The organism is Oceanobacillus iheyensis HTE831, from assembly GCF_000011245.1.
GTDB lineage: Bacteria > Bacillota > Bacilli > Bacillales > Amphibacillaceae > Oceanobacillus > Oceanobacillus iheyensis.
In genome coordinates this window covers 1,421,971-1,434,409 of the sequence record NC_004193.1, presented here as the reverse complement: position 1 = coordinate 1,434,409, position 12,439 = coordinate 1,421,971, and the positions used below count along the sequence as shown (strand labels likewise).

General features: G+C 34.3%; 16 protein-coding genes. 9 read left to right on the top strand and 7 right to left on the bottom strand.

Annotated features, from left to right (window positions below; genetic code table 11):
* Positions 1–11: 11 nt before the first annotated feature.
* Both OB_RS07245 and OB_RS07240 read right to left on the bottom strand, forming a co-directional pair.
* Entirely contained in the window at positions 12–1,379 is a 1,368-nt protein-coding gene (locus tag OB_RS07245) for a TrkH family potassium uptake protein (protein ID WP_011065794.1), read from the bottom strand.
* A 30-nt stretch (positions 1,380–1,409) separates the two neighbouring features.
* Positions 1,410–1,811, bottom strand: a complete 402-nt coding sequence (locus OB_RS07240) for a YwpF-like family protein (protein WP_011065793.1) — start codon at positions 1,809–1,811, stop codon at positions 1,410–1,412.
* Positions 1,812–1,979: 168 nt separating this feature from the next.
* Between OB_RS07240 and OB_RS07235 the strand changes: the two genes are divergently transcribed.
* Both OB_RS07235 and nfsA read left to right on the top strand, forming a co-directional pair.
* Complete coding sequence (locus OB_RS07235; protein ID WP_011065792.1) at positions 1,980–2,726, top strand: hypothetical protein; 747 nt, start codon at positions 1,980–1,982, stop codon at positions 2,724–2,726.
* Positions 2,727–2,739: 13 nt separating this feature from the next.
* Positions 2,740–3,489 carry an oxygen-insensitive NADPH nitroreductase gene (nfsA, locus tag OB_RS07230; RefSeq protein WP_011065791.1) on the top strand — a complete coding sequence of 250 codons (750 nt, stop codon included), beginning with the start codon at positions 2,740–2,742 and terminating at the stop codon, positions 3,487–3,489.
* A gap of 114 nt (positions 3,490–3,603) precedes the next feature.
* Here the strand turns inward: nfsA and OB_RS07225 are convergent, their stop codons facing one another.
* On the bottom strand, positions 3,604–4,035 hold the full coding sequence (locus OB_RS07225; RefSeq protein WP_011065790.1) for a hypothetical protein: 432 nt from the start codon (positions 4,033–4,035) through the stop codon (positions 3,604–3,606).
* A 155-nt stretch (positions 4,036–4,190) separates the two neighbouring features.
* Here OB_RS07225 and OB_RS07220 point away from each other — a divergent pair, with 155 nt between their 5' ends.
* From OB_RS07220 to OB_RS07190, 7 genes are all read left to right on the top strand, one after another.
* Positions 4,191–4,394 carry a DUF1657 domain-containing protein gene (locus OB_RS07220; protein ID WP_011065789.1) on the top strand — a complete coding sequence of 68 codons (204 nt, stop codon included), beginning with the start codon at positions 4,191–4,193 and terminating at the stop codon, positions 4,392–4,394.
* Positions 4,395–4,579: 185 nt separating this feature from the next.
* Positions 4,580–5,044, top strand: coding sequence for a YhcN/YlaJ family sporulation lipoprotein (locus OB_RS07215; RefSeq protein ID WP_011065788.1), 465 nt, complete (start codon positions 4,580–4,582; stop codon positions 5,042–5,044).
* A 16-nt stretch (positions 5,045–5,060) separates the two neighbouring features.
* Positions 5,061–5,540: a stage V sporulation protein AC gene (spoVAC, locus tag OB_RS07210; protein WP_011065787.1), complete on the top strand. Its 480-nt coding sequence runs from the start codon at positions 5,061–5,063 to the stop codon at positions 5,538–5,540.
* Entirely contained in the window at positions 5,540–6,556 is a 1,017-nt protein-coding gene (gene spoVAD / locus OB_RS07205) for a stage V sporulation protein AD (protein ID WP_011065786.1), read from the top strand. The genes spoVAC and spoVAD overlap by 1 nt, the downstream gene beginning before the upstream one ends.
* Positions 6,553–6,903 carry a stage V sporulation protein AE gene (gene spoVAE, locus OB_RS07200; RefSeq protein WP_011065785.1) on the top strand — a complete coding sequence of 117 codons (351 nt, stop codon included), beginning with the start codon at positions 6,553–6,555 and terminating at the stop codon, positions 6,901–6,903. The genes spoVAD and spoVAE overlap by 4 nt, the downstream gene beginning before the upstream one ends.
* 12 nt (positions 6,904–6,915) lie before the next feature.
* Positions 6,916–7,119, top strand: coding sequence for a DUF1657 domain-containing protein (locus OB_RS07195; protein ID WP_011065784.1), 204 nt, complete (start codon positions 6,916–6,918; stop codon positions 7,117–7,119).
* An 11-nt stretch (positions 7,120–7,130) separates the two neighbouring features.
* On the top strand, positions 7,131–7,988 hold the full coding sequence (locus tag OB_RS07190) for a DUF421 domain-containing protein (protein ID WP_011065783.1): 858 nt from the start codon (positions 7,131–7,133) through the stop codon (positions 7,986–7,988).
* Between the two features lie 286 nt (positions 7,989–8,274).
* On the opposite strand, the gene OB_RS07185 is transcribed toward OB_RS07190, so the two are convergent.
* The 4 genes from OB_RS07185 to OB_RS07170 all read right to left on the bottom strand — a co-directional run bounded on the left by OB_RS07185 (position 8,275) and on the right by OB_RS07170 (position 12,308).
* Positions 8,275–9,255 carry a zinc-binding dehydrogenase gene (locus OB_RS07185; protein ID WP_011065782.1) on the bottom strand — a complete coding sequence of 327 codons (981 nt, stop codon included), beginning with the start codon at positions 9,253–9,255 and terminating at the stop codon, positions 8,275–8,277.
* A 14-nt stretch (positions 9,256–9,269) separates the two neighbouring features.
* Positions 9,270–10,193 carry an ArsA family ATPase gene (locus OB_RS07180; RefSeq protein ID WP_011065781.1) on the bottom strand — a complete coding sequence of 308 codons (924 nt, stop codon included), beginning with the start codon at positions 10,191–10,193 and terminating at the stop codon, positions 9,270–9,272.
* Positions 10,194–10,214: 21 nt separating this feature from the next.
* Positions 10,215–10,472, bottom strand: a complete 258-nt coding sequence (locus OB_RS07175; RefSeq protein ID WP_041544516.1) for a cory-CC-star protein — start codon at positions 10,470–10,472, stop codon at positions 10,215–10,217.
* A gap of 102 nt (positions 10,473–10,574) precedes the next feature.
* Positions 10,575–12,308 carry a carbon starvation CstA family protein gene (locus tag OB_RS07170; protein ID WP_011065779.1) on the bottom strand — a complete coding sequence of 578 codons (1,734 nt, stop codon included), beginning with the start codon at positions 12,306–12,308 and terminating at the stop codon, positions 10,575–10,577.
* Positions 12,309–12,439: the final 131 nt, after the last annotated feature.

The following is a 12,439-nucleotide window of genomic DNA, read 5'->3' as shown; positions in this document are numbered from 1 at the left end:
AGCGTTATAACTTAGCCAATAATAATTCTTTCTTTCGGATAATGATACTTCGCTTTCTTCTTTTTCCGCTTAAATATAAGTAAAAATGTAACAATTCCAATCCGTCCTATAAACATTAATAACATGATTAATATTTTACTTATATTTGATAATTCACTTGTGATACCCAACGATAACCCAACTGTTCCAAAAGCAGATGTTACCTCAAACAAAATTTCTTCTAATGTAAATAATGGCTCTAACGCAGTCAAAACCAATGTTGAAAAAATAACCAATGTAATCGCAAATAAAGTGATAGAAACTGCTTTTATTAGATCGTCGTTGTATACTTCTCGATTAAAAATGCGTACACTATTCCCCCCTCTAATATATGTAAAGACGAAGATAATAGCTAATGCAAAAGTCGTCGTACGTATCCCACCTCCGGCACTGCTCGGTGAGGCTCCAATAAACATTAACCCAGACATAAACAATTGATTTGTTTCTGTAAGTAAGCTAACATCCATTGTGGATAATCCACCACTTCTAGTTGTCACGGATTGGAATAAAGCATAAAATAAACTCTCATGCCACGTTAATCCCTTAAAAAATGCGTTCATATCTAAAAGATAAATTCCTAGAGCACCGATTACAATTAGTACAAAAAAAGTAACTGTAGTAACCTTTGTAAATAAACTAAAGTGAAATAAATTTCTCTCCGTTCTCTTACGGAATAAATACTCTTTTAATTCAATTAGTACTGGGAAACCAATTGCTCCAAATATTATTAATAAGATTTGGATAAATTGAACAAAATAATCGTCTTTAAAAAGAACCAACGATTGTCCAGTTATATCAAAACCTCCGTTAGAAATAGCACTAATCGTACCAAAAAAGCCTTGTATGTATGCTTCTCTAGCAGTAGGAAAATATTGCAAATAATATGTTCCTAGTATTAAAAAACCGATTAATTCAATAATCAATAACACATAAATGATTCCTTTAATTAGCCTGACCATACCATCAAAATGAGTTTGGTTTTGGTCTGTCATTATCATACTGCGTTCTTTGAAACCGATTCTTTTCCCTAAAATTAACCATATCAATGTTCCGATTGCCATGATTCCTACCGCACCGAGCTGCATGATAATTGCCAAAAAAACAATTCCGATAGTACTAAAGCTATCTACTATGGTTATTGTACTTAACCCTGTCACACTAATTGCACTAACCGCCGTAAACATGATATCGATAAACGGTATATTCACATCCGGTTTATGAGCAACTGGCAGGGATAAAAGTACCGTAGAAAAAACGACTGCGATCCCATAAAACAGTAATAATAATTGTACTGGCGATAATTGATTCAGTACATTACGTTGATATTTATTCTTTGACATATATTTTCTCCTATATAAGCAATATGATTATTAGAAACTATTTTTGAATTTATGGATAAGCTCATTGCCCTCATAACCTTCTTTAACTAATGTTGTTAATAACTCCTCCACTATACTTTTTCTTTTATCAATAATTTTTCCTAACAATAATACATTAATGTGATTACCAATTTCATTAATTGATTCTATATTGGTAATAAAAGTTGCCGGTTCATTGGTATCCTTCGTAATAGTAGCTTGTATCATTATTTCTTCATTTTGTTTATTTATGAAATAATCCTCATAAGTTTTATCAATATATGCTTCTACTAACCATTGATCATGTTCATCTTCTCTATTAATTATTAAACCATCTAATAAATTGATTTCATACGGATCCATTTGTTTATCGTGTTCAAGTATTTCCAACTTACGTAATTTAAACGTCTTCACTTTATCACCATCCTGAGTAACATTTTAACCTCTTATTATCGAGTGTACCAAAAAAATTACCCTATGGTAAAAATAATTGTTAATATCAAATTTTTATTATTTACAGAAAAGTACCACAAAATGATATATAATAGGATTTATATACTAATAGTCAAGGAGAAAAGTCTTATGAAGTACATATATTTTACATTGATTATGCTTATCATTCTCTTAATCGGATTAGTTGCTTGCTCCGATAATAATGATGTAATTATTAAGAAAGTAGAATCTGCAGAAGAAGCAAAAGACCCTGTACTTATTGAGGAAGTAGATGAAAAAGATGAAGAAGTCGATCAATTTATTGAGTTTTTTCTAGAAGATGAACAACTAACCATTCATTTAAACAGAGTTCCTATACTCGATTATTATTTACAAGGTGCAGAAAACAGAGATGAAGCAATAAAGAACATGAATATGCAACATCTTCCAATTGAAGATCGATTAATATATTTACTTGAATTTGCTTGTATGAATGAACGATGTTCCTACATTATTTTTAATCATGATGACGAAAGTAACGCTGCAATATTATTAGCTGATGTTGCAAGGTTTTCAAATTATTATGTCTCCCCTAATAATCAAAATATTATCTTTCAATTTATAAGGGAATCCCAAAATGTTCCCCTATCTCATTTAGTATCTATTGATTTAATAGATTGGCGAGTTGTTTCATTGATTATGCCTGAAAGCGATGATACGATAATAGAATATACTCGACCAATTATAGGTATAGATTGGATAAATGATCAAGAGATCAATGTAATATCCCCTAAACTAGATGAAATAACAGACCAATCATACCGTTCTTGGGATGAATCTGAAGAAAAAAAGCACGAAAATCACACCATGATAATATCAAAGAATATCAATGACTAGGAGGTATAAGTGTATGAATAAAATTATTGAAACACTTAAAAATCACCGATCAATTAGAAAATTTACGAATCAACCTCTAACCGATTATCAAATAAAGGAAATTATAGAATCAGCTCAATGTGCATCTACATCGAGTAATGTCATGGCATATACAATTATCGGTGTTACCGATACCACATTAAAGCAAGATCTGTATGAAATCTCTGGACATAATCATGTAAAAACAAGTGCACATTTATTACTATTTTGTGCAGATTTACATCGAATACATCAATTAGAAGATAATCCCGATGAAAATCCTGATTACCTCAATAATTTGGAAAGCACCGAGCAATTTATGGTATCTGTTATTGATGCTACCCTAGCTTCACAAAATGCAGCAATAGCTGCTGAATCAATGGGATTGGGAATTTGTTATTTAGGTAGTTTACGTAATAACATACGTAAATTTAATGATTTATTGCATTTACCTCAACATGTTATCCCGTTATTTGGTTTAGCAATTGGACACCCTGATCATCAACCCGATATCAAACCGCGCTTACCAATGGAAACTATCTATCATGAGAATACATATAAACCATTTGAGGATCAAAAAAGTTACATACAAAAATATGATGAAACTGTATCGGATTATTATGCAAGCCGTTCTTCAAATAATAAAATTGATACCTGGTCCAATCAAATGAAAAGAAAATTCGCAATTCCAACACGTATGGATGTTAGTTCTTTTGTTCAGGAAAAACAGTTGAATAGAAAATAAATCGTTCTTCTCTATACCATGGAGATAATTTCACTCTTATCCCATAATAAATGCCAACCCAATACAAAATAACAAAAGACCGAGTTGTTTAAATAATTAAACACCTCGGTTTTTTCATGTATCAAATTGAATTTTTTCCGTGTAATCAAACTCTAAATCCTCTCCATCAACTTTACATTTCACTTTAAATCGAATATATTCCTTATCTTCAGGAAATTCCAAATCTGCCTTAGGTTGATAATAAATATTTCCGTTTTTCATTTCTCTTTGAACTGTTTCTCCTTCAAATGAATGTGTATTATACGATACAGAGATTAAAGGTTGTTTATGTTCCACTACTACTGTACTTTCTCCTAAATACTGTATTGAGTTTTGTACTTGAACACCCTCATCTGTCTGTTGAATACGTATATGTAATAAAAAATCGTCTTCAAAGGAAACCGTTGATGTTTTTCCTAATACTACTTTTTCTTTATCCAGACTTAAGAAAATCCATATACCTGTAATCAAAATAAGGCAAATAATCCATCGAATCCATTTTTGCATTTTACCTACTCTCCCTATTATATTAGACGACTTACCTATGTAAAAAGTTTCATTTATTTTTTCTTGTCATTAAATGGAAATGTATTAAAAGAATAAAAAAGAGAGTGTGTTTACAAAATAAATATGTATATCTGTTAAAGAAAGGATGAGGTAATATGACCGTTGGAACACAAGTAAAACAAACCATTGCAGGATTAAAAAGCGCACAAGCTAGCTTTGAACAATTTGCCTTACAAACAGAAAACAAGCAAGCGCAACAAATTTATCAGCAAGCTGCGCAACAAACACAAGCTATTCTAGATAGTGTGGAGCCACGTATGCAACAAATCGAACAAGAAGAACCGCAATATCGTCAATAATATATAGAGATTGGGACATAGCATAGAAGGTTAATTTCAAAAGATAATCAACCATTTGTGAAGAATCAATTACACTAAAACTGTTACACATCAATGATTACTCCTTCCTTTTTTGTTTGATTGTCTTTTGTTTTATTACTTTTTGTCCCTATCTCATTTACATACAAAAAGTGAGGTATTTGAAGATGAGGAAAAAAATTATATGGATAGCTATTATATGTATATTTTTATTAACAGCATGTAACCAGGAAACGGATCAAAATACACAAGATCCTAATAAAAACCCATCTATCGAACAAATAAATACCAATTTTAATATTATTCGTCAGCAACCTTCTAACAAAGCAAAAGAACTACTATCTCAATTCGAAGAAGTTACGGAAGTACATGCTGTCAATACGAAGCATACGTTACTCGTGACTGTTAATATAGAGCATCACAAACGTTTTATGTTAGCCAAAAAACGAAAACAGTACCAAAAGTTATTAGAACAAGAATTTAAAGGTGAACATGTAGAGCTTTCTACAGATAAGAAAATATTAATTGAAACAAGAGAAATTGAAAAAAAGATTAAACAAAATGATATTACCAATAAACAGATCAATAAAGAAGTGGATAGAATTATTCACCTTGCTAGAGAACAAACTTGAAGAAAGGGTGAGTGCAATGGCTGATAACAAAAAGAAGAATTTACCGCCTGAACAACAACAATACCAAGATTTCCAAGAAAAAAGAGAAGTTAAACGCCCGATACTAAAAAATTGTATTAAAGCATTCCTAATTGGCGGGTTAATCTGCTTTATTGGACAAATTATTTCTACATTTTATATTTATCAATTTCAATTTACAGAACAAACAGTCGGTAATCCTACGACTGCAACACTGATTTTTATAACCATGTTATTAACGGGATTTGGTGTATACGATCGAATTGGTCAATTTGCTGGCGCTGGTTCTGCGGTTCCTGTTTCTGGATTTGGTAATGCGGTTATTTCAGCCGCTATTGAACATCGTACAGAAGGATTTATCTTAGGTGTCGGCGGAAATATGTTAAAGCTAGCAGGACCTGTCATAGTCTACGGTGTATTTTCCGCATTTGTTGTTGCACTAATTAAAACTATTCTTATTCAATGGGGTGGATTCTAATGTTAACTGGGCACCGTACATGGGAGTTCATCAATAGACCATCAATTATAACAACTGGAACTGTAGGTGGACCTTTTGAAGCAAACGGAAGTATTCCAGAAGCCTTTGACACTTTACACGAAGATATGTGGATTAAACAAGATTCCTTTGAAAAAGCACAACAAAAAATGCTAGAAGAAGCTTGTCAAATAGCGATAAAGAAATCCCCTATCGAAAAAGAAAATGTTGAATTTTTTATTGCTGGTGATTTAATAAATCAAATCACCCCTACTAGTTTTGCTGCTAAAACAGTAGGTACACCATACTTAGGTGTTTTTAGTGCTTGTGCCACCTCTATGGAAAGCTTAGCACTTGCCGCAACAATTATTAATTCTGGTGGTGCAAATTATATTTTAACTGGCGCTTCAAGTCATAATGCTGCAGCAGAAAAACAATTTCGTTACCCAACAGAATATGGCGGACAAAAACCACCTACTGCGCAGTGGACAGTAACCGGCGCTGGTTGTGCATTAGTAGCAAAACAAGGAAACGGACCTTATGTAACATCCGCTACGATTGGAAAAATCGTAGACATGGGAATGACCGATCCATTTAATATGGGCGGGGCAATGGCTGCAGCTGCCGCTGATACGATCGAGGCACATCTACAAGATAGGAATATTGACCCTTCTTATTATGATTTAATTATTACGGGAGATCTTGGACATATTGGTAGAGAAGTTTCGTTAGATTATATGCATGAAAGAAATATCGATATTAATCCTGATCAATATGTAGATTGTGGCTTAACCATTTATCGAGAAGGTCAGCCAGTCTTATCTGGTGCTAGTGGTCCCGCCTGTTCAGCTATTGTAACTTACGGACATTTTCTAAAACAAATGGCTGAGGGTAAACTAAAACGTATCTTAATGGTAGCGACTGGGTCCCTGCATTCTCCATTATCAGTGAATCAAAAAGATCCTATTCCTTGTATTGCTCATGCAGTATCTATTGAATCAGGGAGTGATAACGAATGATTTTTTTCTGGGCTTTTGTGGTCGGCGGCCTCATCTGCGTGATTGGCCAAATAATGTTTGATGTATTTAAACTCTCTCCTGCACATACGCTGACTATTTTAGTTATTAGTGGTGCAATTCTAGATGGAATCGGATTATATGAGCCTTTAATTGATTTTGCTGGCGCTGGAGCAACAGTTCCTATTACTAGCTTTGGTAACTCTCTTGTGCATGGAGCAATGCAAGAGGCTGAAAAGCATGGACTAATTGGAGTAGTAACAGGGATGTTTGAAGTTACAAGTGCTGGTATTTCAGCGGCAATCATTTTTGGTGTAATTGGAGCATTAATATTTAAACCTAAAGGATAGGAGCTATAATTTATGACTGTAGGATCACAAGTAAAAAGCTGTTACGCTTCCATAAAAAGTATAGAAAGCGCCTTAGAGTCCTTACATGAGACCACTCGAAATACTGAATTGCAATCAGCTATTGAACAAGCAAATATACTTTTAGAAGAAGTAAAAAATGATATGAACAATCAAGTAATAAAATTGACAAAAGAGGAACCACAATATAAATCATAGGAGGATGTCATATGCCAGAATGGACAATTGTAATATTTCGATCCCTCACCTTGATTATTATTCTTTTCCTTTTAGTAAAGTGGCTTGGTACAAAACAGATATCACAATTTAATATTTTTGAGACCATTACAGGCATTGTGCTAGGAGGAATCGCTGCCGTCCATACCATGGATCCAAGTACTAATTTTTATTATGCACTGCTTGCTATGTTTATCTGGTTTATCGTGCCTTATGGAATGGAAAAGCTCTCCTTAAAAAGTAAACGAGTTCGAGATTTTACAGAGGGAAAAAGCACTGTATTTATACAAGATGGAAAAATAATGGAAGATAATTTGAAAAAAGAAGGGTACTCTACTGATGAATTGATGGAAAAACTAAGAGATAATAATGTTTTCTTAGCATCCGATGTAGAATTTGCTGTACTAGAGCCTTCTGGTACATTCAATATACTTCCTAAAAAAGAAAACCGACCTTTAACAGCGAAAGATTTAGGAATAGCAGTAGCGCCTGATAAAGAACCGCAAACAGTCATTATGGATGGCAATATCATGTTAGAACCATTAGCAAATGCTGCTTTAAATCCAGAATGGCTTCATACAGAACTTGAAAAGCAAAATATCACACTAGAAAATGTATTCCTAGGACAAGTAGACCATCAAGGTCAATTGTACGTGGATCTTTACGACGATCATCTAGCAGTGGCGACTCCAAATCAATCTGCTTTACTATTAGCAAAGATAAAAAAATCACAAGCAGATTTAGAACTTTTTGCCTTAGCAACAGATAATCCCACTTCAAAAGCTATTTATCAAGCTTGTAGTGAAAAAATGAACAAAGTCAAGCGTATTCTAGAACCTCATTTAAATTAAGAAAGACTACTATAAGTGTTAATTGATAATCAAGATTAGAATTAAATTCCGCTCGTCCATGGACTGGTCAGTATCGGGTTGCTCATATGCCGGTATCTCACCTATGCCTTCATCCCACAGGAATTCTTGTATCAAAAAACATTGCAGTGTGAAAATAGGTTTTTCAACGGTACTTAGGCACCAAGCTTATTTTGCGAACAAAAATAAGTAGTTCCGATTCATTCAGTACCCGATTTGATTACTCCCTATTTTCAACTGCTCTGATGTATAGAACTATTTTATTACCTTATGAAATACGTATCGCTACCTTCCCAAATTGTTTCCCTTCTTTTAAATACTCTAAAGCATCTAGGCTTTCTTCTAAGTTAAATACTTTATCTACAACAGGACGTGTTTCATATTTAATGTAATGATTTAATGCAGCCTCTAACTCTTCTTTACATCCCATCGTTGTGCCGATTAATTGGTATTGTCCATAGAAGAATGAACGTAAGTCAAAATCAATGACATCTTCCGTCGTTGCCCCGAATGTAACAAATCTTCCCCCTTTTTTCAGTACTGCTAAAGAGCGATGAAAAGTGGCTTTTCCTACACTGTCAATAACCATATCTATCGTCTCGTCCTGTAAAGCTGCTTCCCAATCATCCGAAGTATCCAATACAACGTCTGCTCCTAAATCCTTTGCTTTTTCTTGTTTATCCTTACTACGAGATGTAGTAATTACTCGTGCACCATGATTTTTAGCAAAATGAATTAGAAATGATGCAACTCCACTTCCCGCACCTGGAATAAATACAGTCTCCCCCGGTTGTAACTTACCTTTCGTAAAGATTGCCCGATAACCTGTAAGTGCTGCCAACGAAAACACTGCTGCCTCTTCCCAAGACAAATAAGATGGCTTTGGTTCTACTTGGTCTGAAGCAATTACAATTTTCTCAGCTATAGTTCCGTGATCAGGCATTCCTAAAATATCAAATCCTTTCGGAGGTGCATCACTATTTTGCTTCCATCTTAATGATGGATTAATTATCACTTCATCACCAACTTGTACGTTCTCTACTTCATCTCCAATAGAATCGATCACTCCAGCACCATCAGAGCCAAGAATTAAAGCTTCTTGTTCATCGCCTCTACGTTTCGGAATTGCCAAGTCTCTTCGATTTAAGCCAGCTGCCTTTAATTTAACAACAACTTCATTTGAAGCTGGTGTTGGCTCGTCCATATCTTTGATTGTTACTTGATTACGTTCGTGTACTAACCCTCTCATCAAAATCTTCCTTTCTATAAAAAGCTATTCATTTTTTCCAATTGCTCCATACTTGTTATATCTTCAGTAAATAAAGGGATTATAACTTTATTTTGATCTTGAAAATATTCATGAATTAATTTCATATACTGTTGTTCGTGCTCTTTTCTTCTTTTATAAAACGTGCCATCTACATTTTCAGGTAACACTTTATTTATTATTACAGTATCAACAAGAAGATGGTACTGTCCTAACAAATCGATGGCCTTTTTTGTTTCCAATATAGGAAGTCGTTCAGGATTTAATACAAATAGAAAGCCTGTTTGTTGTTGATCGAGTAAAATTTCTCTTGCTTTTGAGAAACGAAGCTGTCTTTCATGTAAAACATCGTATATTGGATCTTCTACAGGTGCTCCGTCATTCAATAGTTGCGAATAATTATCGTTCGTTTTCTTTCGTTTTTTTAATAATCCCTCTATCCAAATTCCCATTAATTCCGGTAGGGTCAACAAGCGAATCGTATGTCCAGTTGGAGCAGTATCAAATATTAGTTTATCAAACTGATTCCCTTCTTCCAAAATAATTGAGATTAATTTATCAAATAAAGCTGCTTCGTCTGCACCAGGAGAGGCTTTTGCAGTATCCAGCTGTCGATTAACCTCCTCAATCATTCCTACATGAACCACACCTTGAATATTTTCCTTCACGGATCGGATATAAGATTCAGTCTCTATTTCAGGGTCAATCTCTAATCCATAAAGGGAATTAGCTAATTTTTTTATTTTCCCGCCTATGGTGGTTTGAAATATATCCCCCACATTATGTGCAGGGTCGGTTGATATAAGTAATGTCTTATTGCCCTCCTTTGCTAATTTCCAAGCAATTGCAGCAGCAGAACTTGACTTACCTACTCCCCCCTTACCACCAACAAAAATAATACGTTTATGTAATACTTCCACACCAAATCCCCCTCTCAACTATTAGCAACAACGAATACCACTTAATGGAGATTTATCCATCCCCATTCGCAAATGCCAATCATGAAAATCTTCGATAATATACGGGTACAACTCTAATGTATAGTAGTAAACTGGATTCGGGATTCCAAGCATTTCCGAATAAAGTAATAGCAAAAAGAAATCATCCTCATTTCGTAATTCTCTAGCTACTTCATTACGATGCGGCAAACTTATGACTTCCTCATAATAAGAAATTAGTTTCTTTATATTTTCCAACATCATTATGAACACTCCTTTCTCTTATAGAAAAATGAAAATACTGCCTCAAAACCAGCACAACACGTAATGATTGTTCCAGTTATAAAGGCAGTATCATCCATGTTATTCTCTATCGAATGGATCATCTTGTTTTTTCGTTAATTCATGAAAGGCGGTTAAAGCAATCCAAATAGCAAATACAAAAATGATTGCTCCTAATACAAATAATAACATATTTGATCCGCTTCCAAACCAAGACCACTCAAAGAATACTTGTTGGAACATCGCATATAAGGTCATAAATATAACGAAAATCATCGGAATGAGTGTGACGAGATAGTTACTTCCTCTACGTTTTAACCAAATCGAAATAAGGAATAAACTTATCGCTGCTAGGAGTTGGTTTGCAGTACCAAATAATGGCCATATGAGATAACCACCAGACCCAAATCCATTCGGCCCTTCTGGAATCAGAACTAGAGCTGTACTGGATAACACGGCTACCGAGGTAGCAACATGTGTTTTTGTTAATGGCTTAATATTATATTCAATACCTAACTCTGCAATAATATAACGCATAAGGCGTACGGATGTATCTAATGTTGTCGCTGCAAAGCTAACAACTATGATAGAAACTATTGTTGTAGCTATTTCAGTTGGTATCCATAATCCTTGTGCCAGATTAGCTGCACCTTCAACAAAATTTCCTAGTCCAATTGCGTTTGCGTCTGAAAATGATGCATACGCTTGAGAAAATGCATCTGTATTTGCAAATAACGTTCCTACCGCAAGTATAGATACAAGTGCAAGTACTCCTTCACCTACAGCCCCAAAATAACCTACGAATCTTGCATCTGTTTCTTTATTTAATTGCTTCGATGATGTACCAGAAGATACCAGCCCATGAAAACCGGAAATAGCCCCACATGCTATGGTAATAAATAGTAACGGCAATAGACTTTTATCTGGGCTCTCATTAATAGCTGGAGCTGAAATACTAGGATTTGTGAAAATAAGCCCTAAATAAAGAATACCTAGTCCTACTACTAACTGATGTGAATTAATAAAATCTCTCGGTTGTAGTAATTTCCATACCGGCAATGTCGAAGCAATATACACATAAACCATTAGAATAACAATCCAAATTAAAAATGCCGTTGATACACTTCCTAACCCAAACAACCCTGCTCCATCTTCTCCACCCATAAAACGCACAAGATCAATTTGTAAAAAGTCAAATCTACTTGCTAAAATTGCCGTTAAATACATGATAGCGAGTGCAACTAGAGAAGGGATTAACATTTTTTTACTTCGTTTATAAGCAGCGTATCCAATCCAGATTGCTAGCGGTATTTGAATAAACACTGGCAAAACACTAGATGGATAACTAATAAATAAATTGGAAATTACCCATGCAAATACTGCATTTACCATTAAAACTAATATTAATATAATAAATAAAAATAATAGCTTCCCTTTTCTACCGATTAACTTATCGGCAATGGTACCGACAGAATATCCTTTATTGCGGACAGACAATGCTAAAGTCCCGAAATCATGAACTCCTGCTGCAAATACCGTACCTAATACTACCCATAGAAAAGCTGGTAACCATCCCCAATAGATTGCGATTGCGGGACCGAGTATTGGAGCTGCACCTGCTACAGAAGTAAAATGATGCCCCCACAAAACAAACTTATTTGTCGGAACATAATCCACACCATCTTTATAGCGATGTGCAGGAGTAACATAGTTTGGGTCTAACCGAAAAATCTTTTCTGCAACAAACTTAGAATAATAACGATAACCCAATATAAAGATAACAATACCAATTAGAGCAACAACGATAGCATTCAATTGATTACCTCCTTTTTGAAATATATTTGTATCAATTTATGTGTAAGCGCTTTTATTTAGTACAACCATGACTATTTTTGGTCAGTTTTTATGTACTATCTGTTTTGTAATTCCTTTTCACATTCAATTGT